Source organism: Curtobacterium sp. AC272 (genome assembly GCF_979258155.1).
Map to the genome: position 1 here is coordinate 3,326,801 of NZ_OZ409838.1, position 23,780 is coordinate 3,350,580.

Genomic DNA, 23,780 nt, shown 5'->3' on the forward strand with positions numbered 1-23,780 from the left:
CCGCCGCCCTCAACCGTCCTGCTGCGTGCGGTAGTCCGTGTTCGACGGTTCGTACTGCGCGGGCTGCAGCTCCGGTGTTGCCGGGTTGATGGCGTTCTTCGGGAGGAAGGCTGCGAGGAATCCGACGACGAAGCCGGTCGCCACAGCGCCAGCTGCGGCACCGACCTTCGCGGTGTCGATCTTGCCGTCAGCCCAGAACCCCGTCACCGAGATGCCTCCGATCGCGAGCGCGGCACCAGCGACACCCGCTGACCATGCCTTCTTCGCTCGAGCGCCGAGGTCCGCGATGAACCGGCTGAGCCCGGACGCGGGGACTGCTTCGTGCTTGCTGTTGTCCGTCATGGTGGTCCCCTCAGAGGTTGCGGTCGTCGATGAGCTTCTGCAGGCCGGCGTCGATCGAGCCGAACGCTGCCTTTCGACGCTCGGCGGTCTGCCGGATGATCAGGTTCATTCGGCCCGAGGTGACCTTCGTGGCGCGCTTCGTCGCCTGCGAGTACGGCACCGCGTCGGCCTTGTCGGTGAACTTCTGAGCCGTGAACTCACCAATGAGGTAGTAATACTTCGCCTTGAACAGCATGTGCATCCCTCCCGGGGACGTGATGACGGCCGGTGCTGCCGGCTTCTTGATGGTGGATTTCGACGGCTGCGCGTTGGTGCCGTGGTACAGGTCCGCAGCGTTCGGGTACGGGGGCGAGTTGTTCCGCCCGGGTCGCCATCTCGTGGTGCCATGGCTCTCCGAAGTTCACGCCCGTCCAGGTGCCGCCGCGGGATTCGACGATCGCGTGGAGCTTTGCGAACTCGGTGTCGGTGAGTGCCCGGTTCGATCCGTCGGGCATGGTGATGCCGAAGTCGACCGCGTTGCCGTGGGTGATCTCGTCGTGGCGCGAGGTGAACGGGGGTGCGACAGCGATGCCGAGGATGAAGCGATTGGCCCAGAACCAGGACTGCCGGGGCCGGGAGCGCATGCCCTCGTTGACGGACAGCTTCCCGGTGGCACCGCGCGCCTTCTGCCAGTTGTTGAAGTCGACCATGACGGACAGCACCTGCAGTGCCATCCGTGCGGACGAGACGTACTGCCGGATGCGTCGGAGATCCCCGTACGACGACGGGCCGACGCTGAACTTGGCGACCATGCGCCCTCCCTTGAACGACGAAACCGCCCGTGAAGGGCGGCTCGTGATGATGTATTGACGGGATCAGACCGTCTCGGCGGCTTCGCCGCCGGGCGGCTCGTCCGCGGGGTCCTGCGCCGGTACGGGCGGGTAGGTGGGGATCTCGCCGCCGAGCGATGTGATCGCCGCGGCGAGGCTGTCGGCCGTCTGGTCTGCCGTTGCTGCACGTGCGACGAACCGATCGCGCGGTCGACCTGCATTCAGCGGCTTCCGCACGTGAAGTCAGGTACTGGCTCTGCAACGAAGCCACTGCGGGCGTCGGGTCGGTCATGGCTCTCCTACGGTCTCCGGGGTGGCGGTGTAGTAGACGACGGGAGCGCCGGCCGCGCCAGACGTCCAGTTGCCCAGGGCGAACGTGACGGCGTCCTTCGTGACCGAGTTGATGCCGATGGTGAGGCGCGAGTTGGAACCGTTCGCGTTGACCAGGGTGCCTTCGTGAACCGCCCCGAAGGGAACGAGACCGTCAGCGTGTCCGAGCTGTTCGCGGCGAGTGTTCCGGAGTAGGTCGCTGAACCGGTCAGCGGGAGAGAGGACTGCCCGGTGTTCGGGTCGAGCAGTGTTCCGGCGTTGACGACGTCGAACCACACGGCCGGCGAGTAGACCACCGCGGACCCCGCGACCTGGCAGGCTCTGGGTGCCGATCAGCAGGTGCAAGTGCCGGTGCCCGGGCCGATGCTGATCAGACCACCGGACGCGCCGTTCGGTACCCCCTCGATCACCCCAGCGTTCACGGCAGTCGTGCCGCTGACGCCGTAGAAGTTCAGCCGGTTGTTCGACAGGACCACACGCTTGCCGGAGGCCGCGGTCTGCACGATCGCGCCGGTAAGGGTGATGCCGTTGAGCGAGTCGACGTCGATCATGCCGGCAGTGATCTCTTCGCCTGCACGACGTTGGCGAAGAGGTAGTCGATGACCGCCTGCGACATCGTCGCGCCGGACGTGACGAACAGGTTCGACACGTTGACGGTCTGGAAGTTGCTCGTCGCGGCCGCGATCTTCTGTGCCACCAGGTCTGCGATGGCAGCAGAGCCCGCGGTGAGCTTCGCGACGTCGAGGTTGGCGATGACCTCGGAGCGGATCTGCTGCGGCGTCCACACCGGGGAAGCGAGCGTGCCCGACTGCAGCCACTGCCCGGCAACGTTCTTCGCGCTGTCCCAAAGGAACCAGATCGTGCCCGTCGGCGCGGTCCCGGACGGTCCCGCGCGTGCACCGAGAACAGGATCAGCGGCTTGCTGGTCTGCGGTCGCCTGCGCTGCCTTCGCGGCGTTGGAGGCCGCGGTGGCGTCCTGCTGGGCCTTCACCGCGGCGGCGGTGGCATCCTTCGCCGTCTGATCGGTGACCTGCACCCAGTCCGGGATCGAGGCGTCGTAAATCCATGGGGTGTTGTCGGTCGTCCGGATCCAGAGGTTCCTCGCGGCGGCGTTCGAGCCCGTCGGCTTTCGACGCCTGCGGGATGACCTTGCCCTTGCCGTTCGCGATCCCAGCCGCCTGAAGAGCCGCGGTGTTCGCGTTGTCGGCGGCAGTCTTCGCGACACCCGCAGCGCGGCGTTGGCCTGGTCTGCGACGTCCTTTGCCGCCTGCGCCGAGTAAGCGCGGTTGCTGCAGTCTGGGCCGCAGCAACCGCTTGCGCATCGGTGACCGGTACCCAGTCAGGGATGGACGGGTCGTACCGGTTCGGCTGGTTCTTCGGCACCCCATTGCTGTCGGTGCTGATGTTGATCCACAGGTTCAGCGGATCGCGTTCGCACCAGTCGGCTTCGGAAACCTGCACGATGGTCTTGCCTTTAGACGCTGCGAGGCCTGCTGCGTCCCGTGCTGCTGCGGTGGCGGATTCCGCTTCGGTCTTAGCGGACCCAGCAGCGACGATGGCAGTGTCGACGTCTTCGGATATCCCGTCAACTCGGGTCCCAAATGCCGCGTCCACCGCATTGCGCTTCCTCGATCTCTTCCCGAGCGACGTCGAGGTTGGTAGCGGCCAGCTCGAGCTGGGTGTCGAGATCCGCCATCTGCGCGTCGATCTGCGCGCCGAGCGTTGAGACGCCAGCGTTCGCGTCAGCAATGTCGTCCTGAAGGTCGGGGAGCGTGTCCGCGGTGACGGCCGCTTCGGCGACGATGTCTTCGACAGTGTCGGCGTCCTCGTCGTCGCTGACGGTAGAGGACCCCATCTGCACGGTCTTTTCGAGGTCGCTGGTTCGTCTTCGGAGGTCGTCAATCAGAGTTGCAAGGGCTGCCTCGGAGTTGGTCACTCGGGTACTCCTGATCCGTAGGTGAACGAGTCGGATCGTTCGAGGTTGAGCTCGGTGCTGCCGTTGGTGTTCTCGGTGATGCCGACGATGCGGTGCCAGAGTCCAAAGCGCCCAAGGTGCTGCGACAGTTGCCCTGCACATAGATGTCGTCGCCGAGGTTGTAGGAACCGCGGGGTGAATTCGCGTGATCTGCCACGGTGATGCTTGGCACCCGCAACGTCTCCTTGCGGGAGTTGAGCTCAGCGCGCAAGCGGGCGTCCATCCGGCGTGGCGGTCTTGACGTCTTTGGACGACAGTGCCGCTACTCGGCGAAGTCGACCGTTGGGGGTTGATACCGATCGTCGAATCGCGCCAACACCTTCTCCCGCTCCGACGCCGTACACGGTGTTAGCGAATTCGTCTCCGGAGGTTTCCGGCTTGAGCGGCACGGTGATGTTCATGCCCTGCATGAACGTTGGATCACCGTCGCCGGAGAGACGCCGGCCAATGCGTGGATAGGCAACCACGATCTCCGTTTGCGGGAGTCCATTGCTGTCCCAACGAGAACGTTCGAACCAGTCGAAGGGTGTCGACTTCGCCAGATCGCGGAGCAGGTTCCCGCAGTCAGGCGCTTCCCAAGGCAGCAGCTCATATGCTCCACCATCCGCCTTTGCCGCCTTCGCTGCTGCGACCTTCTTCTTGTACGCAGCGTCCTTCGTCGCCTTCCGCGCCGCGACAACCTTCGCTTGCGCGTCAACGGCAGCAACCCGCGAGTCGATGACGCGCTGCTGTGCAGCCTTGTCGGCTTTCACCTGGTTCACCGCAGCCTGCGCACGGTTGATACGGGCTTGATCCTTCGGCTTTGCCTTCTTCGCCGCCGAGAGTTCTGCGTTCGCCGTCTCAGACTGTTTCACCAGTGCCGAGTAGTCGTCCCGGGCGGACTTCACGGCCGCGCGCAGCGGCTTAAGCTCGGCGTTCTCGGAGTTGTACGCCTTCACCGCGGCGTTGTAGACGGCAAGGGTGTCGGCTTTGTTCTGCGTCGAGTACGTGCCGATCTTCACTGGCGTCGTGCCGGAGACGGTGAGGCCGAGGTCGGACGGTGGCTGTGTATACGACTGCACGTGTGCAACGAGCTTCCGGACGATCGTCGCCGGGTCGACCTTCGCGCCGTAGTAGGCCGCGCCCTCGTACGGGGTGCCGAAGAGGTAGGTTGCCATTGACGCGAGGGTGATCTTCCACCCGGGGGCGTACCACTCCATATCGACGACAAGACCGCGGAATCGAATTTCGCCGTCTCTATCGACGGTGACGATGGTGTTCCACTCCTGGAAAACCGGCAGGTTGTCGGCTGCGAGCTGCATGACCGTAGTAGGCGAGACGGTCAGCTGCAAGGACCCAACCGGCGGACAGTTCCGTGGTCTTCGCGCCCGGCACGACGCCGGGAAGGTCGTAGGAAAGCACCTTCTTCGTAATCGCCCGCTGGACGATGATCCGTTCCGCCATCAGATTCCCCTCCCTGCTACGCGAGGCGTTCGGAGAACGTGACCTGGTAGAGCATCTGCGATGAGGCGTCGTACTTGAGGTTCGCCTGCCCGGCATCGGTTTTGCGCATCGTGGTGGTTGGGCGCAGCGCCTCGACCTCGATATCCGCGCGACATTGCCTTCAGCGAAGCCGAGCAGCGCCATGCGGGTGGACGTGACCACCGCGTCCGCGTTGTACCCGATCGAGTTGCCGCTGACGGCAGTTGCCCCGGCCGCGTCCTGAAGCTGCAGGTTGTACACGCCGGTCGAGTTCCCCAGCGCCGACAGCCCGGCCAGAACGAGTTCGACGCGGGCAAAGTTCGCCCAGTCGGGGACGGTCACGGTCGGCCGGTACGGCGGGAAGACGGTACCCACTGTCTGTGACAGCGTCGCGATACTCACACCGAAGTCGGTGAGCGTGAAGGACTCGGACCGTGGGCTCGTCAGCTGGCGAAGGTCAGTGATCATCGCCGACGTGACGGTGCCGGTGTTGGCGGGCAAGTCGACGCGGCAGATCTCGATTGCCGACATGCCCCTTGTAGTCGTCGAGATCCTGCAATCGCCGGGTGCCCGACGGCACCCCGGGGATGACGTCAAACTTGTCGTACGGGCCATGGGCCGGGTCCTCGGGCATCTGCGGCATTGCCGTCGACATATGGGTTGTCGACGCGGCAGATGACCAGGTACGAGCGGCCCCCGGACGAGCCAGTTGCTGCGATCTTCACCGATTCTGCGTCCGCAGTCGGGTTGCGAACGCCATACGACTGCTGCGACGCAACCCGGTTGAGGATCGTGCCGCCACCTGCAGCGATCTTTCACGCCAGCGCCGGGTACGTCGAGGGGGTTGCCTTTAGGTCGCCAGGGCCGCTGACGCCTTGCTTGCCGCCAGTGGCTGCATAGAGCAGGCGTCGAGCAACATCGGGGCCGTGCTCCGCTTCACCGCCGATGAACCAAGGAACGGGATCGAGTGCCATTGAGGCTGCCTTTCGTCAGGGGGAAGGGAACGCAGGACGCCACGTCAGCGACGCCCGGGGGTTGCCGGTGGATGAGCCCGAGAACAGGAGCGCGTGCGCGCCCGGCGCGAGAAGCCCGTCGGTGAGCAGGCTCGAGGTGAGGGTGAGAGAGGCGATCTTCGACCCGTTGCGGAGCACGCTCATCTGCCCGGGGCGGGTGTCGATCGTCAGCCACTCGTCGTATGCGAGCGACGTCGGCGCGGCGTACTGAAAGAGGCCCGGGACCTCGATGCGCGGGTTGAGAATCTGTCCGCGGATCTCCGCAACCAGCGCTGCGGGACTTCTCGCCCGACACGACGAACGTGTTCTGGCGGGCCGAGTAGCCACGGGCGACCAACGGGGACACCAGAGGGGAAACCAGACCCCCGCCCTGCGACGACGCCAGCGGTACGTCAACGCCTTCCGCAGCTCCGTAGTAGTTCGGGTCCTTCTGTCGGAACGTGGTCTGCACCGTCATCATCCGCGCCTCTGGGGCGACGTCGGCGGGCGCGATCTTGCGTGGCCGGCCGAACGCCGAACGGCCCCGCTCAGTCACAAGCTCCGCGTATGCGCCCGGGCGCGCACGTACGGACGCTGCGTCCCACACGCGGGACAGCAGGCCGAACCGGTCCCACATCTCCGCCTCAGTCCGGCCGGTGATACCGAACTCGATGCCGATGGTGCGACCGCCGTGGAAGTCGGTCCCGAAGCCGGACCCGTCAGCACGCGCGAGGTCTTCGTCCTCGTCCGTAATGTCGTAGTCCGGCAAGTCGGGGGCGCTACGCAGTGTAGATGCCGGATCCGTCGGTGAACATCTCGTCGACGTCGCCGTAGCGGATCTCCCCAAGCATTGGGCATTACCGACCACCTCTCTGCTTGTTTTGCAGTCGTCCGAAGACCCACTGCGACTCGTCCTGGTCACGCCGCTGGCTGCCCGACGACACGAACTGCGGCGCGTACACCCACGCCTTGTCGTTCCCGCTCGTCGCGGCGGGCTGCGCGACAACTAGTCGCTCAGGGTCGGGACGTACGTCGGCGTTCCGCCGCGTACGTCGCCGTCCGCGAATGCCTGCAGGCGTCGGCCGGTTTCCTCCCAGATGGCGAGGGAGCGGGACCGCTTTGATGCGGCGAGCGGGATATACGCTTCGCCGCCCGTTTCCGGTTCAGCCCACAACCGCATTGCGCCAGCTGGTGCAATTTGTGCCACGTGGCTTTCGCGAAGGCCGCCATTCGCGTAGTAGTCCGTTACCGACCCATTCAGGTTGTTCTTGAACACGCCATTGGTGTTACCCGGCGTCGCCACGGTCACCTGGTTAGTAGTGACCGTGATGGTCTTTGATTGCACCAGGCCAAGCGAATTAAGAACGCTCTGGATTGCCGACTGCGCCTGTGCCGTAGCGGCACTAATTGCCACGCGCTTCTCAGCGGGAAGGGCGTCCAGCTTGCCTCTGTAGGTGTCCGTTCTCTGCTGCGCGGCGGCAACGTTGTCGAGAATCTTGATCTGCTTCTCCGAAGGCAGCTGAAAGACGCGGTCGGCAAGCTTTTTGACCTCGCCCGCATTGAAGCCTGCCGCAGTCGCAGACTCAATGAACTTCTGCCGCTGAGCTGCCAGGGTGGTTGCGTATTTGTCAGCCGCGTCCTTCGCGGACATGGTGGACTGATCCACGACATACTGCTTGTTTGCCGCATCCTGCGCCTTGCTTGCCAAGTCCGAGAGCATGGAAGCATTGCCAGCGCCAATAGCAGTATTCTCGTCGAGCGAAGTTGTATAGCCCTGGGTGTTCTCCCGTTGCTGAGCCACCTGGTCACTCAGCCCGGCCAGAGCTTCCCGGTAGGAAGCGTTAGCACTGATGGCGTCCTGGTTGCTGTTGTTGACCTCATCGAACTGCGAAATCAATTCCGACAGCTCAGAGGACAGGTCAGCAACCTTGCGGCTTCCGCCTGGTACTGCTCGGCGGCAGTCTGGGCGGTATCGCCAGACTCGTCATTCGCAGCGCTGGCATTGTCGAACGCCTCCTTACCCTGCTCGACCGAACCGCGGACGCCGTCAAGAGCAAGGCGGGCGTTGTTCGCTTTGCCCGTCAGCAGGTTGAAGCCAAGCGCGTTCGCGGCGAGCTGACTGCCACCGCCGAGCTTGTCCTTCATGGCCTCGTAGGCGTCCCCACTCCTGGAGCACCGCGTCGGTGAGGTCCTTCTGACTGACACCAGCCCTCTTCGCGGAGTCGAAGAGGCCCTGGTCAGACAGCTGCTTGATCACGGCAGCCCGGCTGTACTTCGTAATCGCACCGGTCTGCTCGTCGAGCGTCTGAGTGAACGCCTCAGCGTTGCTCTTCTGCTGCGCGATGACCGAAAAAGCGGAGCCGACAGCAAATGTCAGAGCGCCGAGCGCGACGCCGGCCACGCCTGCCGACGCAGCAGCGCCGCGCATGCTGACCCCCATCGTGGAGAGCTGCACCTTCAGAGCTGCGATCTTCGGGACAGCGATGAGCGCACCGCCGCCTACGAGACCGACCCCGGCCGCAAGGGCAGCGACGGCCACCCCCGCCGCGAGGACGGGCTTCGGCATCGAGTTGATGCCGTCAACGAGGAACGTGGTGGTCTGGACGAGCTCACGGAGGCTGCCGTTCGCGGCCGACCCGGATTGATCAGAGCGGTGTCGAACGCACCGCCAAGCTTCTCGACGTCACCTTTCAGGTTGTCGAGCTTCAGGCGGGCGGTCTCCGCGGCGTACCCGTTGTCGTTGACCTTGCCGGTCCACTCGGCGATCCCTGACGCCCCCTGGCTGTAGAGGACGTTCGCGGCACGCACTGCGTCGTTGCCGAAGATCGTGGCAAGGGCGGCGTTGCGCTGCTCGTCAGACAGCCCGCCGAGCTTGTCCTCGAGCTGCGCCGCGATCCCACCGAACGACAGCATCTTGCCGGACGAGTCGTACACATCGAGGCCGTACTGCTGCATGGTCGCCCGTGCCTTTTCAGACGGGTTCTGCAGGGCGATAATCGCCGTCTTGAGGGACGTACCCGCATCGGAGCCGAGCAGACCCGCAGACGCGAACGCAGCCAGGGTGCCGGTCGTCTCTTCGATGCTGAACCCGGCCTGCGACGCGACCAGACCGCCCTGGCTAAGCGCCTGCGCAAGATCCTGCACGGAACCCTGCGCCTTGCCCGCGCCCGCAGCCAACAGGTCTGCGATGTGCGGCACCTCGTTGCCGTGCTTGTTGAACTGCGTCATCGCTGTGGCCGCGATCTGCGCCGCGTCAGCCACCTTGAGCTCGCCGGCAGACGCGAGGTCGAGCGCACCCGACAAGCCGCCGTTGATGATGTCCGTCGTGCCGACGCCAGCCTTGGAAAGCTCTTCGATCGCATTCGCGGCCTCGGTCGCGGTGAAGACGGTCTTTGCGCCCGCCTCCACCGCCGCATCGCGCAGCTGGTTCATCTCTGCTGCCGAGGCGTGCGTTGCCGCCTGCACCGAAGACATGGCCGCGTCGAACTCGGCGTACTTCGCAACGGCCAAGCCGACAGCGGCTGCAGCGACTGCGCCGAATGCAGTCGCCCGCTCGGCCGAGTCCGTCGAACGCCTCGCGCTTCTGCCCCAGCTTCTCCGTCTCAGAGCCGAGCTCACGCGTCTTCTGCGCCGCTGCATTCATTCCGGAGATGTAGCCGTTGACCTCTGCTACAAGCGAAACCCTGGCTGTGCGATTGGCCACAGTGCGCCTCCAAGTCTCAATTTGCTGTTATGAGTCGACCACCTTGCGGACGGTCCAGTGCTTTGCCGACTTTTGCGCTTCGGTCATCTTCTTGCCGTGCAAGTCGAAATACCGGTTGCGCGCTGTGGCAAGGGAAAGCGCGGCATAGTCGGTAATACCGTTCTCGATAGCTTCGTAATGCCAGCCGCCCTCAACAGAGGGATTTGCTTGCGGGTCAGTGGCTTCGGACATTGGCTGGCCATGTGGGCCAATGTCGGCCATTTGCCGCTGGTGCGACAGAAGCAAGCTCAGTTGCTGCCTGTCGAATTCCGGTTCGCGCGTCGTTGTGACGCCGACCAAATTTCCGGAATCGTCGTAGTGATACTCCGCGAACTCCCGCGGCTCCCAGCCCCATAGCCTTTTCGGCGCAATGCCGAGAGTGAGAGCTAGTTGGAGGTGTTCGCGGAGTCCGCGAGCGCGTTTCCCGCTGCTTCAACCTCCTGCTGCGGCAGGTACTCATTCAGCGACCAAATGGCGTCAGTGATGCGCTGGAAGTCGTGAGGGGAAACGGCCTTGAATAGATCGGCCCACTCGTCGACCCGCTTGGGCGGCTTCGGCTGTCCTGGCAGGTGCGGGACGATCGGGTCGACCTGCAACGTGCGCTCTTCGCCGTCAACGACGATGACTCCACAACGCGGTGCTGCGGCTCGCACAAGCGAGCGGAGGTTGTAGCCATACCGGGCGTCCACCAGAACGTTCGGACGCGCGGGGTGGCGGTCAGCCTCTGAAGCCCACTCCATGCCGTCCATCGCCCTGAATCGGAGCGTGTACGGGTTCTTGCTGACGAGGACCAGCACGTCGATGTAACGGTCCTCAGGGGTCTGTGCTGCTGCGAGGTCTTCTGCGAAACCCATGTTGTCTAACCGCCGTTCTTCCGCCGTATGAATGAGGGGCCTCGACCGGGGCGACGGCGGAGAACGCCCCGGTCAGGGTAGAGCGGCCAGGCGTCAGGCGACGAGCTTCTGGCGGTACTGAGTGGGGGCAGTGATGTACATGCCCTGGGTGGTGGTGTCCACGCCGTTCTCAGCCGGGGCGTCGGGACGCTGGACGCCTGCGACCACCGAGATGACGTCGGCAAGCTGGTCCTTGGTCCAGTCGGTCGCGTTCGGGATCACCTTGCGGCGCACGAACCAGCCGGCCGTGTCCTTCAGGAACGTCTGCGATGCGGAATCCGGGTTCTCCGAGTCGACGTACTTGACCTCGAGCGTTTCCGACGTCTTACCGGGGCGGGACAGATCCTGCTCGAGCGTGTAGCGCTTGTCTTCCACGGTCGCCTGTGTGACGGCGTGGTTGAACCCGTCCGGGGTGAACGAGTAGGTGACGTTCTTGGTGGTGTCAGCCTTCAGCGTGGCGACGGAAAGCGGGTTCACGTCAGGGCCATACGGCACAAACGCAATCTTGTGGCGACCATCGGACTGAGTGGACGCCGGGGCGGTGTCGAGCGACATGCTCTCTCCTTTTGTGTGGTGGTGTCCTCAAACGAGGACGGGAACCCGCGGCGCGGGCGGCATAGGAAAACCCCCCGTCAGATGACGAGGGGTTTAGGTTCTAAATCGGTGACAAGTTGCCACGTCGCTGGGATCCAGTAGAGGGGTGGGGTTAGATCCGAGTCGTACTGCATTTCGTCAGCTTCATCGGACGTCATGCGGCGCGACACCCGACCGGGGATTGTCGGCGTCCAGTCGAGTAGCTGCTGTGTCACTGCGTCGTCGAGGTCGCCGACGTCGTCGGAATCGATCGACGTGGAGTGAATAGTGAAGCGGTAACGCTCCGTGTCCTGCGGGCCGGAGTAACGAGCCAGTGCGGCGCGGAGTGCCCACCCAGACGGTGACGTACCTACTGCGCGGCTTGTTGTCTGCATCCCTGAGGGCCACGCCCGTGAAGACGCGGCCGGCCAGGTCGGGATGCTCACGCAGCCGCTGCAGGACCGCTTCTACGTGCTGTCTGCGGCTCATAGGATCGTGTTCCTTCCGGCGAGCACCGAACGGGTGACGCCGCCGAATGTCAGGGCGCGCTCGGCCTTCTGCAGCGCTTCGTCCAGCAGCTGTTCGAACTGGTCAGAGTGCGCTTCCAGCGCGTTGTCGCCGTAGTGGCGTGGTGCGAACGTGGGGGAGCCGTACTCGACGATGCCGCCGAAGGAACCCTGCCCGCGGCCCTTGTCCGGTCCGACTTCGCACGTCAGGACCGTTGAGCCGAACCCCTGGAAGCCGGTGAAGTCGTACCCGATCGACGAGGGGTACGCCTCGAGGCCACGCATGCCCGACGCCTGTTCGCGCCAGTCGTCTCGGACGTCGATCGCTGTCGTCTCGACGGCATCTCGGACGTAGAGGCCGGCCGACGACGCGACTTCCCCCAGCGCGGCAGCGAGGGTGTCGAGTTGGCTGCTGTCGACCGCGAACCCAGCCACTAGGACACCAGTTCCACGGACAGCCGCCGTGCGGTGGCGAGCGTCTGGAAGTGCCGGCCTGTGACGCGGAAGACGGACCCAACCTGCGAGGGGTCGAGATCCGACGATGTGATCTTCACCAGGTCGTTGGGGCGGATATCCCCAGTGCCCTCAACGGGCAGGGACAGCACCGCGGTCTGACTGACGAGCAGCTGCGCCGCAGCATCCACGTCGCTAGTGACCCCGGACACGAACCGCAAGCGACAGCTCACGTCCTCGAGCACCGTGGCCAGCGGCGTCTCTAGCTCTCCGGTCGGCCCTTTCACGGGTGGACCGGAGGCCCGCTGCACGCGACACGTCGAGCTCATAAGCTGCTCGGCCATTCGCCGGCCGCGTCGAGTCATCTGCGTTCCGCGCACAGCGGGCTCCAATCAGTACCAGGGGAAGGTGACGCCGGGGGTAGGGGTCGGAACCCGCCCAGCACCGGAGTCCACGGACTCCGTGCGAGTGGTGGACACGACGCCCAGACCGCGGAAGGTGCTGCCTCCGCGGTGCGTGGAGAGCATTCGCTTTTCCGACGCGGTGAGGTACGCCCCGGACTCGTCGACCTTCCAGCCCTCGCTGTAGTCGTCGACACCGCCCTGGGTCTGCGCTTCCCGGTTGTCGTACACACGGCCAGCGCAATACAGCGTGACCAGTTGCACGTCGTCCGGAAGCGGATTGACCAGCACCCCTGCGTCGTCCAGCCACGTCCGCCCTGTTTCCTTGCGGACCAGGGCGGACGCGAGCCGGAGACACAGCAGCGCTCGGCGTGCCTCGGCACTGTCCTGCTCAATCGGTTCGCTGAGCCAGTCACCGAGGTCAGAAACCCCGGCGAGAGTCGCCGGGGTCCCCACTACGCAGCCAGCTCGACCGAGACGGCGCGGTTGGCGTCGAGCGTCTTGGCACCGTAGAAGGTGTCGACGACCGACTGGTCCTCGAGCTGCGTCGGGTTGTAGTGCTGGATCCAGCGCAGCGCGTAGCCGTCCTGGGCCACGGTCGCGGAGAACGCGGCACCCTGCGGCTGCTTCGAGGGACGCGTCACGTGAGCGAACGCATCCTTGTGGTAGGCGCTCCCGAAGTCCGACGGGAGCGACGGGTCAGCGACGATGGTGAAGCCGAACAGCTGACCGATGGTGGCGTTCCGGAGAACGTCAGACGAGCCGGACTCGTTGACCTTCTGCAGCAGGGTGTCCTGCAGTGCAGCGGCCTCGAGGTCCGAACCGACCGCGAAGGTGCGGTTGGCGGCGGGGACCTTGCGGTCGTTCAGCACCTGACGCGCCTTGATCAGCGCGGCACGGAAGTTGGAACCGTCCGGGTTGATCTTCGGAATGCTGGCGTCGGTGCCGATAGCGGTCATCTGCGCGATGAGCGGCGTTGCGAGCTCGTCGACGACGGATTCGGCCTGGGGAATCAGGACCTGACGGGTCATGTCCTTGAGCGTGAACGTCTCGAAGTCGTCGGGCAGGCGAACGGCGTTGTAGACCTGGTTCTCGAGGGTGACCGGCACCCAGGTCTGGCCGAGCTCGTTGAACTGAATCGCGTCACGCGCGGTCCGGTTGGCCTTGGTGTAGACCTTCGCCTTGCCGGCCGAGATGGGGCCGAGCACGTTGACGGTCTGGCCGACGCCGGCCACGAAGTCCGCGGAGAAGTCCTGGCGGACGGTTCGAGGCAGAAGGGTCAGGTAACGCAGGGACGCGAGCGTTGCACGTGCCGCCTGCTCAGGGGTGTAGAGAGCCACGATGGCCCCTTTCTGTGTGGATTGGTTACGCCACCGTGGGGGGGGCGTTGTTATCGCCGGAAGGCTTCTTCCGCGAACTTGTCGAGGTCGGCCGTGGGGTCGGCTGCAATGTCGGCGTTGCCTCCACCGCGCAGCTGCTCACGGGCAGCACCCGACGGCGGCTTGGAGCCGCCCTTACCGAACATCGCCAGCAGTTCCTCGGCGTCCTGCAGCAGTTCCTCTTCGGTCGTGCCGGTGAGGCGCTTTACGAGCGATTCGGGCAGGCCGTGCTTGACGGCGACGCGCAGCCGGAGGTTCTCGGCTTCCAGAGCCGGCACCTTCTCGCTGCTGCCCTTGTGCTCGTCGCGCTCCTGCTCGGCCTTCGTTGCTCGTTCCCGGAGGTTCTTGGCCTCGGAGTTGGCCTTCCGGATCTTCTCTCGAGCCTTGTCGGCGTCGAACTTGTCGCCCTCGTCGCCGTCGCCATCGCCCTCACCGCCGGTCTTGTCAGCGCCCTCCTGGGACCCTTCCTGACCGGTCTGCTCGGTGCCGGTGTCAGCGCCGGTGCCGGTGCCTGCTCCGGCCTCGCCTTCGACGAAGCGGATGCCGCGCAGCTGGAACGGGGACAGGCCGATACGGGCCAGTCCGTCCACGTCGCACGGGGCGTAGTTCGTGCCGATGGTGCTCTTCATGTGCCCTCCCGGGGCGTCCTGGCTGCCACCAGGGCAGCGGTGTAACCCAGGCCCTATTCGGGCTGGGTGGTCTGGTTGCGCACGGCTGGCGAGTCTCGGAAGTCGCCGCTTTCGCGCATGCGGGGCAGCACGGTCTGCTGCGTTCGTGCGTCGCCGGCAGCGTTGGCCTGGCGTGCGGCACGGTTGTAGCTGTCGATGAAGCCTTGCTCCTGCTCGTTCGGCTGCCATGAGTCGTAGACGAGCTCCGCGTGGCAGCCGCAGTGCGAGTGGTAACGCATGCCGTCGCCGGCAACGGGGTCATCGCCTGCCTGCGCACGGGAGCGGTACACAGGGCCGCGGGAGCACAAAAGGGCACAGAACGTGCAGGGGTCACCGTCTGAGACGCGACGCCACCCGATTGCCTGGTCATCCTGGGCGGCGGTCTGGTCGATCGCCTCACGGCCACCCATGAGCACCTGACGTCGCAACATGCCCGCGTAGCCACTTTTCACAGTCGCCAGGGCAGCGCTGCCACTCATGCCGGAGCCGACCAGGTTCTTGACCCGGATCGGACCAGCCACCAGCAGAATCTGCGACGTTAGGGCCGCGTCGAACGACGGCCGGACGATCGCGCCGGCACCAGAGACGCCCTCAGCGGCCCGGTACTGCTCTATGTAGGTCGCGGTGGTGTTGGCGGCCTGGGCGTAGTAGGTGGAAGCCAGTGCGGTGTTCTCGGCCAGCCAGCGCACGCCCGACCGGTCTAGGTCACCGGGGTCGAGGTCGTTCCAGAGAACGAGCCCGACCCCAGCTGCCTGCGCGGCCAGACGAATCTGACGGAGGCGGTTCGCCTCAGTTAGCCGTCGACCCTCCGCTGTCAGCGCCATTGCCCGCCTGCCCTCTCAGTGCGTTGGCCAGCTGCTCTTCGGCTGACGGGTTCGCCTGCTTGTACTCGAGCCAGCCCTTAGCGATGTCGGGCGTGACACCGGGAATGCGGTCCCACAGCTTCTCGACGGGGATACCGAGTTGCGACGCGAGCTTGCCCAGCGCGTCGGCAGCCTGAGACATGGACCGCGACTGGAAGTCCGTCCAGTCGATGACCACTGAAAAGTCCCTGGCGTCGTCGTCGCGGCCCTCAACGTGCGCCGCCAGCCGAAGCGTCTGCGCGTGCGAGTCACCAAAGCCGACCTTGCGTTCGCCGGCCTTCATGTCGAGCATCGCGCGCGCCTCAGTGATGGCGTCGGCGGACAGGTTGATCATCTGCCCGGTCAGCGCGTGCGCGGGCGTCTGCGAGACAGCCGCCAGCGTGTTCACGTCGCGTTCCTCAGCGGAGATGAGCCCTGCCGGGTCCGTCTCGTCGAGGGTGCCGAACGTGACGCCGTCGCCGCCCGTCAGAATGTCGGCCTGCTGCAGCACCAGCTTGCGCTTGGCGCGTTCCTCGTCGTCCTGCGCTTCCTCGAGGCCGGTCGCGTAGCGGACCTTCCACGAGTTGAAGTGCTGGACCGTCATCCGGTCGAAGGTGGTCTTGTTGATCCGCTTCGCCATCGGGATGAACGGTTCAACCTCGCCAGGCGTGCGGCCTTCCAGGTCGATCTGGTTGGAGTACCGGATGGCCGGCGCGACCCCGATGCCGTGCACCCTGCTTTCGATGAACACCAGCCGGCCGTCTTCGCGCCCGATGATGTGGACGGCCTCTTCGTCCACGATGTGGAAGTGACTGCCCTTTTTCAGCAGGTAGTACATGGGGTACTCGTCTTCGACCGGGTCGGCGTAGACGGCGTACATGTCGCGCGGGGAACGCCCGCGGATCGCCGCTGCCTGCTGCTCACCCTCGTCGGCGTCGAGAACGCCCGGCATGACAGTCGTGTACGAATACCCGTACCCCAGCGCCGCGCGGTGAATCGCCCGCTGACGGGACTGCATGCGGTTGTTGCGCCACGGCGTCCAGAACGTGCTGAGGTCGCGGCCGTCAGTCGATCGCGCCGCCTCTGCAACCAGCTGCTGCGCAACCGTCGTCACAATCAGCGAAATCCACGGCGTCTCCGAGATATCCCGCAGCTGCTTGTGTTCCTGGTTCGCTCGGTCAGGCAGCTGCAGCTTTGTCGGGGACCAGCGCAACCAGTTGTCGAGGTCGTCGAGACGCTGCCATTCCTGCTGCGCGCCAGGCAGAAGCACTTCCTGGGCAAGCTCAAGCACGTCGGCGGACTTCATCACCATACTTGGCCCTTGCCCCTCTTCGTTGTTCGGTTGTTGAGGATCTGACGGCGCACCATTCGAGCGCCAACCATGCAGATAGCAAGGTCGATCTTGTTCTTCGACTCACGGCCATCTTTGGAGATGGACACGTAGCCCTGAACGGGATAGCGGCGCGCATTCAGTACGTGCCGGCGCAAGCGTGCGTCGGCGTCGTGAGTGAATGACCCCGACTTGATTTCCTCAAGCGTGAACGCGACCGCCGAAGCGAACTCACTTGCGTTGTCGCGGGCGGACATGTCGTACATGACGGCGTGACCCTTGCCGTTCTTGGAGCCGGACGCCCAGATACGCAGCTGCGACCGGTACTCCCGGTGCCACTTGTCGAACAACGGATCCCAGTAGCGGTCCATCGTTTCGTCGTCACGAACGTGCGACGGGTCGCCGAAAAAGCCGACCACGCGGTACTGCTCGAAAGCGCTCTGCACCTTCGCGTCGACTTCCTCACGCGGTGCCAGCCAGCCGTCGCCACGCTTCCCGGGTGGGCGCTGCCACATGCCGATCGTGAACACGTGCCCGTCAGACATGCGAACGCCGACCAGGGCTGTCGCGTCGTCCGACTTCGAGCAGTCGAGGAACATGGCAATCTCTTCGCCCGGATCCACGACAGCGTCGGGGGCTGCGAGCGGATCGAACTCCGCGGGCTCCGTCCACGAGTCTTCGGCGGCAGTGATTTGGTTGTACCACTTGCGCCGTGACTCAGAGGGCGGGTTAGCGGGGTTCAGGATCGACTTGAGGATGCGCCCGCGAGCGTCGAGCCAGACCGAATCACCCCGGACGGACTCAACCACTTCCGGAGCAGCAGCCGCAGTCAGCGGTGCGTTCGGCGGTGCCTCGAGCGAGTCGTACAGCAGACCGAAGTCGGCCGCTGCAGCGTCGTCGCCCTGCGTCTGCTCCCAACCCTCCCGCTGGCGCTGGCCGACCGAGTCTTCACCGGGCCGGTAAGAGTTGCAGATGTCCAGAACCCGGGCGGGAGCGTCAATCTCAGCCTTCGCCGCATTGCCCTCCATTGCGCCGGCCATGTCGTGCCCGCCGTTCGAGCTGTTCCAGTTCTGCGTCTCGGCGCGGATGATCAGCTTTGGTCGGCCACCCTCGATCGCCAGCGGTGATGCGGTGACAGCCTCGATCTGCGCCTCATCACCGCGCGCCCCACGTTCTGCTTGCCGATCTGAATGCCGAACTGCTTACGCGTCTCAGCGGGGATCAGAGCCGGAAACAGCTTCATGGTGTTCTTGGTCTGGTCGAGCGACACCGCGGCAATCTGCACCCACGCGGCGTCCACCTGACGGCCGACCGGTTCGCCGTTCGCGTCCCAGTGGTCGAACTCGATTTCGCCGCACAGCACCGTCATGGACAGCGCCGCAGCAAACGGGTCCTTGCCCCAGCCTTTCAGCCGCTGCAGGACCGCGGAGACGTAGTCCAGCTGCCCCTGCGGCGTGAGCGAGTAGAACCACAGTAGGAAGCGCGTCTGCTCCATCGTGTACTGCCACGGCTTGCCCTTGTGGGTCAGCCAGCGGCCCGCGAACGCGAGGGCTTCCCACCCCATGGAGCGTTCAGGCAGCACCCACGAACCCGCGTCGAACTGCCACGTAGGGCCGATCTTGACCGGCTCATACGGGAGGTCCGTGCGAGGAAACGTGTCAGCGAGCTTGTCGCGATACCACTGCTTGATTTCGGCGTACTCGGCGTCACGGTTGACGACTAGGGCAGGTCCAGCGTTACGCGCTACGGCCATGCGAGGCCGCCCAACGCGTCTGTGCAGCCGATCGCTGCTGGTTGACCACTGCCGCGCCGGCACCAGCACCGTCGTCAGGCAGCTTCAACGAACGCAGCAGCGTCGACATGGTGGACCGGTGCTGCCGAAGTTCCTGCACGAGCGGGTGCGCCACAATCTGACCCTGCGACCCCTGGACCGTCAGCGGCTCGCCCTCAAGTTCGCTCTCCATGCGGACGATCAGGTCGAGCTCTGCGCATGCTGCACGCAGCGTCTCGAGCTCGTCTTGCCGCAGGTCGTACTTGTCGGTCGTCTCTTTCCACAGCTTCCGACCGTGCGTCTTAAGCGCGCGGGGAACAGGGATCTTCGTGCTGTCGGTCATGGTGCCCTCCGGGGACGCGTGATGCGCCACCGGGGCGCGGTTACAACGCCGGCAGACTGAGTGCAGCCAGGCGAACGGGTGCGCCACGGAAGCGCTTACCCGTCAACGCGATGTAGCGGCCAACCGAGTAGAACTCGATCTGCCGCACTCCATCGCGGAAATTGCGGCCAGCGCTCTCGTCGAGCAGGCCGAAGATGTGGAGCCCTTCACCGGAACGGGAGAATTCCACGTAGGTGCCGGGGTTGTTGTCGAGGACTTCCTGCGCCCAGCCAGCGACAACGCCGTCAGAAATGCAGTGGTCCAAGTCGATGCAGCCAATGCCATCGCCCAGGACAAAGCCGACGCCCTCGCCCTTGTTCGACGCCACCGCCTCAGCGTGTGTTGACCAGGTGGCGGGGTTCGTGGAAGACGCCGACCGACCAGCAACAGTGATCGGGCGCTTCGTCTTCGTGTACCGAACGAACCGCGGCCGGGAACTCATATCGGTAGGCAGTTCGGCAGCAGCACGGGCCTTCCGGTGTGCCCTTAGACGGCAGTTAGACCCGCAAAACCGTGCCCCAGAACGCAGCAACCGCAGTGATGCACCGCACTCCGCACACGCCGTCGACTCCATGCCCTCAGTCTAGGCCATGAAACGGATAAGTGGCGGAAACATGCGGAAGTACGCCGTTCGCGGTGGTCGCTACTAAAGCACCCCAAAGTCCCTAAAGCACCCAATCTGGGGTCTGATCAGGGCTTTTCGAGCGGCAAAACACAGAAAGAAGCGCACGCAGGACGGGAATTGCTATCCGGCGGTTTTTCCGGGGAGCGAGTGGGGGTCCCCGCAGGTGGGTGTGAGGGCGGCGACTCGGTAGGAGATATGTCACTCGACAATGCTTGTCGAGGTCACTCCGAATCGTCTTCGCTCTCACTCTCCGATGCTTCTGCCTCGGTTCGCGCAGCACCACGGCGTGCGCGCTTAGGCTGTTCGGTCTTGCCCGTTGACTCAGCATACCCAGCGTTGACCAGGAATGCAGCGGCACCTGGCGTGACGTCCACGACCTCACCTTCCTTGCGACCGCCGACAGTGCTCAGCATCTTGATGCTCGTCATGTTGTTGTGCCCTTCGTTCGTTGACCTGGGTGCTGCTCGGTTGGCCTGCGCCTGAGTGCTGCGTTAGCTCGGTTGCGTGCAGCGTTCTCGTTGCTGGTCTTGGCTCGGTGACATGGGGCTGACAACCACTGCAGGTTGGCGAGGCTGTGGTCATCGCCCTGCACCACGTGGTCACAGTCGGTGCCGATGCCATCGCAGTCGGGGTGGTGGCGCTCGGCTTCACACAGTCCGTGCGCCCGGTGCTTGACCTTGCGCTTGAGCTCGGCCCAGTTGCGTGGCAGGCGGAAGCGTCGGTCGCTGCTGGTCCAGACCATGCGTCAGGTGATGACGAGTGAGCCGGCTGGTTCGACGATGCGTTCGCTGCCGACTGTGACTTCTGCCCACACTCGGTAGCGGCCAGGCGTGAGGCTGTCGACGAGGATGGCGGTGGCGTTGCTGATCACGTTGGCATCGACCCAGGCTGTAGGTCGTTCGTTCTCTCCCGTGATGGCGAGACGCACGCCAGTGGTGACAACGGCGGTGTCTCGGCGCACGGTGACGAACAGGTATTCGCGGGACTCACGCGGGATGGTTGGCATTGACTGTCGCCTTCCAAGGTCGGGTGATGCTGGCCGCGTGCCGTCGGTGTGCGGCGGTGGCGGCGGTGCTGCGGTCAGCCAGCGTCGCGGTGATGACGGCACGCTGGTCGTCCTGCTGGTGTCGCAGCGTGAGTGCGCCTGTGCCTGTGAGGTTGATGCTGGCGAGCACTGTTGGCTTGGCCGTGGGGGTGACGCTGCCGTTGCCGGTGAGCGTCAGTGCCGCGTGCGTGGTGGCAGTGCCTGCGAGGGTGAGTTGCCCTGTGCCTGCGAGCTCTGCGTGTCCGCTGGCGTACCCGTTGGTGGCGTACGTGAGTGTGCCCGACCCGGTGAGGTCGAGCGTCGCGTGGGTTGTCGGTTGGCCGCTGAGTGTGAGCGTGCCTGCGCCAAGTGAGGCGAGGTCGCTGCGAATGGCGGTGGTGCCGGCCGCGTTGAGCGTGCCGGATCCGCTGAGCGTGTGACTGCCGCTGACGATCGGTGCGCCTGACGGCTCCAGCGTGCCGCTGCTGTTGAGCTCACTGTTGCCGGCGACGCGGGGTTCACCGTTGCTGGCGAGTTGTCCGATTGCTGTCAGCGTGAGTGCGCCGGCTTGCACGGGCTGGCCCGTGAGCGTGAGTGCGCTGTCACCGGTCAGTGCGAGTGTTGCGGCTTGGCTGGCGGATCCGCTGAGGGTGAGTGCGCCGGAGCCGGAGCCGTCGCGAGCGCCGGTTGGTGCGGGCTGAGCGGTCAGGTTGAGCGTCCCTGCGCCTGTGTAACCGCGCGTCCCGGTCGGTTTGGGTGTTGCTGCCGTGGTGAGCGTGCCAGCGCCGGATAGGGCCACTGAGCCTGCGACGGAACCCGTTGCGCCGTCGGTGACGGTTACGGGGCCGAACTCGACGTACGGGCTGGTGGACATACCCGAGGCTTGACCCAGCGCGGGGACACCGGTTGGTGTCCCCTTGTCGGTGTCGGTCCACGTGGACTGCCAGCTGGTCGGCTCGGTCTGCCCTGCCGTGATGTTCCACAGCCGAGCGGATACGGTGAACCCGTCGACCTCGACGGCGTACCCGAACGTGTTGCCCGCGACCATCGTCATCGTGACGGCGGCAGCGTTGCCGTACTCGCCGGTGCCGTACCCGCCCCAGATCTTCCAACTGCCGATAGCGGGGGAGACCGTGACGTAGTACCCGTTCGGGTACGTGCCTGTTGCGCCGACCTGCTCGCGGATGACCAGACGCGTGTAGGACTCGGTGATGGCCTGCATCACGAACGTGCCGGTGAGGCGGCGCTTCGCTGTCGACGTCCCCAGCCCGGTGAGTTGCCACCGTACCGACGAGTACATCGACATCGGGGTGAGTCGGCCCCGGCTGTTCGCGACCGACGAGTTGCCGCCGACGTTCACTGCCGACCACTGCGCCGGCCATGCGGTGGTGCTGTTCGCTGTCCACTGTTCGGTGGCGAGGGTCGTCATGGCGACCCCCTTGCTAGGACTGGGTGAACGTCAGCGACAGGACGTACTGACCGGCAGATGCGAACGCCTGCGATGGGACGGTGCCGCCGTCCACGTACGTGCCGCCCGTGACTGCGGTGTGCAGTCCCGCACCTGCGATGGTGACGCCTGCGGGGACGTCGAAGGTGGCGGTTGCGGTGATGGCACCGTTGCTCGGAGCGCCCCATGTGATCGGCTTGCGTGCGTAGCTGCCGCCTGTCACCTCGGTGCCGGCGCTGCCGCCGGGTGCCGTGGTGTAGAGGGCTGCGTGGGTTGCGACACCGGCATAGCCGGATGCTGCCGCGTTCTTGCCAGCGTTCGTCTGGATCGCCATGTCAGCCTCCCTGGCTGGTTGTGACTACGCCCAGTCGGTTGGGGCCAGCCAGTTGATCGTGCGTGGGGGTTGGGTACCGTCGGGCAGTTCGCCACGCAGTCGCCAGCGGTACGGCGGCTGCTGCATCGAAACAAACTCGGGCGGCGGGGGCCATTGCTCGCACCCGTGTTCGCCAGTCGTGCGGGGTTCGCGGTCGTCCACGTCAGCCCTCAGAGGGTGCGGCGATGTAGTCGACGGTGCCGCTGGTGAACATGACGTCGATGCCGATTGGCTTGCCGTGGTCGTAACGGATGCTGACTCGGTCGACGGCGTCGGTGGTCTTGTAGCCGGCGCTCTTGATCAGCGCGCGGATCTTGGCGAGGTTCACGTCGGGTCCAATGCTCGGGTCGGTTACCAGGCTGCGGTGGCGACGAGCCAGATGCTGGTGAGTGCCACACCCGCGACGGAGATGATCGCGAGGGCGATGCCCAGCGCTTGCTGTGCGCGTTCGCGTCGGCGTTCACGCTTCATTGCGCGCTCAACTCTCTGCATGCCGTCGAGGTAGGCGGTCAGGTCTGCGGTGAGCTTGACGTTCACTTCCACCCTTCGGCGTAGAGGACTGCTGCTGCCCGCGCTGATTCATGGCCGAAGACGATGGCGCTGAGCATGGACGGCGACACGGTGGTCTGCGCTTCGACGACGTCGGTGAAGTTGGACCAGGCGAGACGCTTGGACTGCAGCTTGGCGTCGATCGCCGCCAGCTGCGTGCGTGCGTCGTCCCCGACGATGCCGCGCCGGGCTAGGACGTCGAGGCGTGAGTCAGTCACAGCGCGTCCCTCCTGTGGTGGTTCCCGCCCAGCTCGAGCCGCGGTTGCTCGACATGGCGCGATGCACACCCACCGTGGCTATTGCGCTTGGCAGGGCATCGCTGGTCCGTTGTGTGGGTCGGCCGGCTGGGCGGGAAGTTGTTGCGGCTCGGTCTGGCTAACGAAACAGAACAAGATAGAGCCGCACTCGTTGGCCGATTGGGCGTTCCCGATCCTGTGCCAACGTGTGGTTCCACGCTGAGCCGGCACCCGAAGACGTCTCAGCGTGGAAGTGGTGGCTGTTGATGGCGCGGTTAGCAGCCTCCGCGTTCGTGTCCGGCGTTCTTGTCCCACGACGGACTCAATGAACGGTCCCTCAACCGTTGCGCCTCATCCGCGTGGTGAGCGCGGGTAGTCCTCGGTTGCGGTTCCGAGGACGGCAAAAGCCAGCAAGCCACGGGGGGCAGAGCGGGTCTCGGTAGCCGAAGCTGCCGTCCCGGGTGCATCCCCTGTGGCTTGCTGGGTGGCCGACTATTCCTTGCCGCCTGCCATGGCTGGTGCCTTACCCGTGCGGGCGGTACTCCGCGAGCGCCCCGGCAGATTCGAACTGCCGACCTTCGAGGTAGAAGCTCGTTGCTCTTCCGCTGAGCTAGGGGCGCAAATCCCATCGGTCATGCAAGTGGTTAATGACCGGAGGGAGGTCTTAGTGGCGGGCA

At 65.2% G+C, this 23,780-nt stretch carries 33 protein-coding genes and 1 tRNA gene; all 34 read right to left on the minus strand.

Going from position 1 to position 23,780, the window contains the following annotated elements; translation table 11 throughout:
• Nucleotides 1-9 precede the first annotated feature (9 nt).
• The 34 genes from ACZZ0J_RS17115 to ACZZ0J_RS17280 all read right to left on the minus strand — a co-directional run bounded on the left by ACZZ0J_RS17115 (nt 10) and on the right by ACZZ0J_RS17280 (nt 23,723).
• A complete protein-coding gene (locus ACZZ0J_RS17115; protein WP_463437801.1) occupies nt 10-342 on the minus strand; it encodes a hypothetical protein in 333 nt (110 codons plus the stop codon).
• Nucleotides 343-352: 10 nt separating this feature from the next.
• Nucleotides 353-577 carry a hypothetical protein gene (locus ACZZ0J_RS17120; protein WP_463437802.1) on the minus strand — a complete coding sequence of 75 codons (225 nt, stop codon included), beginning with the start codon at nt 575-577 and terminating at the stop codon, nt 353-355.
• A complete protein-coding gene (locus ACZZ0J_RS17125) occupies nt 540-1,133 on the minus strand; it encodes a M15 family metallopeptidase domain-containing protein (protein ID WP_463437803.1) in 594 nt (197 codons plus the stop codon). Before ACZZ0J_RS17125 ends, ACZZ0J_RS17120 begins: the two co-directional genes overlap by 38 nt.
• Before the next feature lie 680 nt (nt 1,134-1,813).
• Nucleotides 1,814-2,032, minus strand: a complete 219-nt coding sequence (locus ACZZ0J_RS17130; protein WP_463437804.1) for a hypothetical protein — start codon at nt 2,030-2,032, stop codon at nt 1,814-1,816.
• Complete coding sequence (locus ACZZ0J_RS17135) at nt 2,029-2,517, minus strand: hypothetical protein (protein WP_463437805.1); 489 nt, start codon at nt 2,515-2,517, stop codon at nt 2,029-2,031. Before ACZZ0J_RS17135 ends, ACZZ0J_RS17130 begins: the two co-directional genes overlap by 4 nt.
• 549 nt (nt 2,518-3,066) lie before the next feature.
• Entirely contained in the window at nt 3,067-3,417 is a 351-nt protein-coding gene (locus ACZZ0J_RS17140; protein ID WP_463437806.1) for a hypothetical protein, read from the minus strand.
• 239 nt (nt 3,418-3,656) lie between these two features.
• Nucleotides 3,657-4,757 (minus strand): hypothetical protein, encoded by a 1,101-nt coding sequence (locus ACZZ0J_RS17145; RefSeq protein ID WP_463437807.1) that lies wholly within the window; start codon nt 4,755-4,757, stop codon nt 3,657-3,659.
• Nucleotides 4,693-5,448, minus strand: coding sequence for a hypothetical protein (locus ACZZ0J_RS17150; protein WP_463437808.1), 756 nt, complete (start codon nt 5,446-5,448; stop codon nt 4,693-4,695). The genes ACZZ0J_RS17145 and ACZZ0J_RS17150 overlap by 65 nt, the downstream gene beginning before the upstream one ends.
• A 458-nt stretch (nt 5,449-5,906) precedes the next feature.
• Complete coding sequence (locus tag ACZZ0J_RS17155; protein WP_463437809.1) at nt 5,907-6,257, minus strand: hypothetical protein; 351 nt, start codon at nt 6,255-6,257, stop codon at nt 5,907-5,909.
• A gap of 658 nt (nt 6,258-6,915) precedes the next feature.
• On the minus strand, nt 6,916-7,806 hold the full coding sequence (locus ACZZ0J_RS17160; protein WP_463437810.1) for a hypothetical protein: 891 nt from the start codon (nt 7,804-7,806) through the stop codon (nt 6,916-6,918).
• On the minus strand, nt 7,803-8,054 hold the full coding sequence (locus tag ACZZ0J_RS17165) for a hypothetical protein (protein ID WP_463437811.1): 252 nt from the start codon (nt 8,052-8,054) through the stop codon (nt 7,803-7,805). Before ACZZ0J_RS17165 ends, ACZZ0J_RS17160 begins: the two co-directional genes overlap by 4 nt.
• Nucleotides 8,055-8,408: 354 nt before the next feature.
• On the minus strand, nt 8,409-9,548 hold the full coding sequence (locus ACZZ0J_RS17170) for a phage tail tape measure protein (RefSeq protein ID WP_463437812.1): 1,140 nt from the start codon (nt 9,546-9,548) through the stop codon (nt 8,409-8,411).
• 91 nt (nt 9,549-9,639) lie between these two features.
• The gene (locus tag ACZZ0J_RS17175; RefSeq protein ID WP_463437813.1) at nt 9,640-9,951 is read right to left on the minus strand and encodes a hypothetical protein; all 312 of its coding nucleotides are present in this window, start codon (nt 9,949-9,951) and stop codon (nt 9,640-9,642) included.
• Between the two features lie 86 nt (nt 9,952-10,037).
• The gene (locus ACZZ0J_RS17180; protein ID WP_463437814.1) at nt 10,038-10,505 is read right to left on the minus strand and encodes a hypothetical protein; all 468 of its coding nucleotides are present in this window, start codon (nt 10,503-10,505) and stop codon (nt 10,038-10,040) included.
• Between the two features lie 93 nt (nt 10,506-10,598).
• Nucleotides 10,599-11,099, minus strand: a complete 501-nt coding sequence (locus tag ACZZ0J_RS17185) for a phage tail tube protein (protein WP_463437815.1) — start codon at nt 11,097-11,099, stop codon at nt 10,599-10,601.
• Nucleotides 11,100-11,602: 503 nt separating this feature from the next.
• Complete coding sequence (locus tag ACZZ0J_RS17190; RefSeq protein ID WP_463437816.1) at nt 11,603-12,058, minus strand: hypothetical protein; 456 nt, start codon at nt 12,056-12,058, stop codon at nt 11,603-11,605.
• Nucleotides 12,058-12,441: a DUF6093 family protein gene (locus tag ACZZ0J_RS17195; RefSeq protein ID WP_463438218.1), complete on the minus strand. Its 384-nt coding sequence runs from the start codon at nt 12,439-12,441 to the stop codon at nt 12,058-12,060. Before ACZZ0J_RS17195 ends, ACZZ0J_RS17190 begins: the two co-directional genes overlap by 1 nt.
• Nucleotides 12,442-12,468: 27 nt before the next feature.
• The gene (locus ACZZ0J_RS17200) at nt 12,469-12,933 is read right to left on the minus strand and encodes a head-tail connector protein (RefSeq protein ID WP_463437817.1); all 465 of its coding nucleotides are present in this window, start codon (nt 12,931-12,933) and stop codon (nt 12,469-12,471) included.
• The gene (locus ACZZ0J_RS17205) at nt 12,933-13,817 is read right to left on the minus strand and encodes a P22 phage major capsid protein family protein (protein ID WP_463437818.1); all 885 of its coding nucleotides are present in this window, start codon (nt 13,815-13,817) and stop codon (nt 12,933-12,935) included. Before ACZZ0J_RS17205 ends, ACZZ0J_RS17200 begins: the two co-directional genes overlap by 1 nt.
• A gap of 50 nt (nt 13,818-13,867) precedes the next feature.
• Nucleotides 13,868-14,446 carry a hypothetical protein gene (locus tag ACZZ0J_RS17210; RefSeq protein ID WP_463437819.1) on the minus strand — a complete coding sequence of 193 codons (579 nt, stop codon included), beginning with the start codon at nt 14,444-14,446 and terminating at the stop codon, nt 13,868-13,870.
• 92 nt (nt 14,447-14,538) lie between these two features.
• Nucleotides 14,539-15,348 carry a VG15 protein gene (locus ACZZ0J_RS17215; protein ID WP_463437820.1) on the minus strand — a complete coding sequence of 270 codons (810 nt, stop codon included), beginning with the start codon at nt 15,346-15,348 and terminating at the stop codon, nt 14,539-14,541.
• On the minus strand, nt 15,314-16,672 hold the full coding sequence (locus tag ACZZ0J_RS17220; protein ID WP_463437821.1) for a phage portal protein: 1,359 nt from the start codon (nt 16,670-16,672) through the stop codon (nt 15,314-15,316). The genes ACZZ0J_RS17215 and ACZZ0J_RS17220 overlap by 35 nt, the downstream gene beginning before the upstream one ends.
• Nucleotides 16,672-17,736, minus strand: coding sequence for a hypothetical protein (locus tag ACZZ0J_RS17225; RefSeq protein WP_463437822.1), 1,065 nt, complete (start codon nt 17,734-17,736; stop codon nt 16,672-16,674). Before ACZZ0J_RS17225 ends, ACZZ0J_RS17220 begins: the two co-directional genes overlap by 1 nt.
• Nucleotides 17,737-17,786: 50 nt before the next feature.
• Nucleotides 17,787-18,449, minus strand: a complete 663-nt coding sequence (locus tag ACZZ0J_RS17230; protein WP_463437823.1) for a hypothetical protein — start codon at nt 18,447-18,449, stop codon at nt 17,787-17,789.
• Complete coding sequence (locus ACZZ0J_RS17235; protein ID WP_463437824.1) at nt 18,433-18,810, minus strand: P27 family phage terminase small subunit; 378 nt, start codon at nt 18,808-18,810, stop codon at nt 18,433-18,435. Before ACZZ0J_RS17235 ends, ACZZ0J_RS17230 begins: the two co-directional genes overlap by 17 nt.
• 40 nt (nt 18,811-18,850) lie before the next feature.
• Nucleotides 18,851-19,177: a hypothetical protein gene (locus ACZZ0J_RS17240; RefSeq protein ID WP_463437825.1), complete on the minus strand. Its 327-nt coding sequence runs from the start codon at nt 19,175-19,177 to the stop codon at nt 18,851-18,853.
• A gap of 518 nt (nt 19,178-19,695) precedes the next feature.
• Nucleotides 19,696-19,902 carry a hypothetical protein gene (locus tag ACZZ0J_RS17245; protein WP_463437826.1) on the minus strand — a complete coding sequence of 69 codons (207 nt, stop codon included), beginning with the start codon at nt 19,900-19,902 and terminating at the stop codon, nt 19,696-19,698.
• A 317-nt stretch (nt 19,903-20,219) separates the two neighbouring features.
• Entirely contained in the window at nt 20,220-20,480 is a 261-nt protein-coding gene (locus tag ACZZ0J_RS17250) for a hypothetical protein (protein ID WP_463437827.1), read from the minus strand.
• Nucleotides 20,461-21,927: a hypothetical protein gene (locus ACZZ0J_RS17255; protein WP_463437828.1), complete on the minus strand. Its 1,467-nt coding sequence runs from the start codon at nt 21,925-21,927 to the stop codon at nt 20,461-20,463. The genes ACZZ0J_RS17250 and ACZZ0J_RS17255 overlap by 20 nt, the downstream gene beginning before the upstream one ends.
• A 13-nt stretch (nt 21,928-21,940) precedes the next feature.
• Nucleotides 21,941-22,279: a phage tail fiber protein gene (locus ACZZ0J_RS17260; RefSeq protein ID WP_463437829.1), complete on the minus strand. Its 339-nt coding sequence runs from the start codon at nt 22,277-22,279 to the stop codon at nt 21,941-21,943.
• A 202-nt stretch (nt 22,280-22,481) separates the two neighbouring features.
• Nucleotides 22,482-22,646: a hypothetical protein gene (locus tag ACZZ0J_RS17265; protein ID WP_463437830.1), complete on the minus strand. Its 165-nt coding sequence runs from the start codon at nt 22,644-22,646 to the stop codon at nt 22,482-22,484.
• A 23-nt stretch (nt 22,647-22,669) separates the two neighbouring features.
• Nucleotides 22,670-22,855 carry a hypothetical protein gene (locus ACZZ0J_RS17270; RefSeq protein WP_463437831.1) on the minus strand — a complete coding sequence of 62 codons (186 nt, stop codon included), beginning with the start codon at nt 22,853-22,855 and terminating at the stop codon, nt 22,670-22,672.
• The gene (locus ACZZ0J_RS17275) at nt 22,852-23,085 is read right to left on the minus strand and encodes a hypothetical protein (RefSeq protein ID WP_463437832.1); all 234 of its coding nucleotides are present in this window, start codon (nt 23,083-23,085) and stop codon (nt 22,852-22,854) included. Before ACZZ0J_RS17275 ends, ACZZ0J_RS17270 begins: the two co-directional genes overlap by 4 nt.
• Nucleotides 23,086-23,651: 566 nt before the next feature.
• Nucleotides 23,652-23,723: transfer RNA gene (locus tag ACZZ0J_RS17280), tRNA-Arg, on the minus strand.
• Nucleotides 23,724-23,780: the final 57 nt, after the last annotated feature.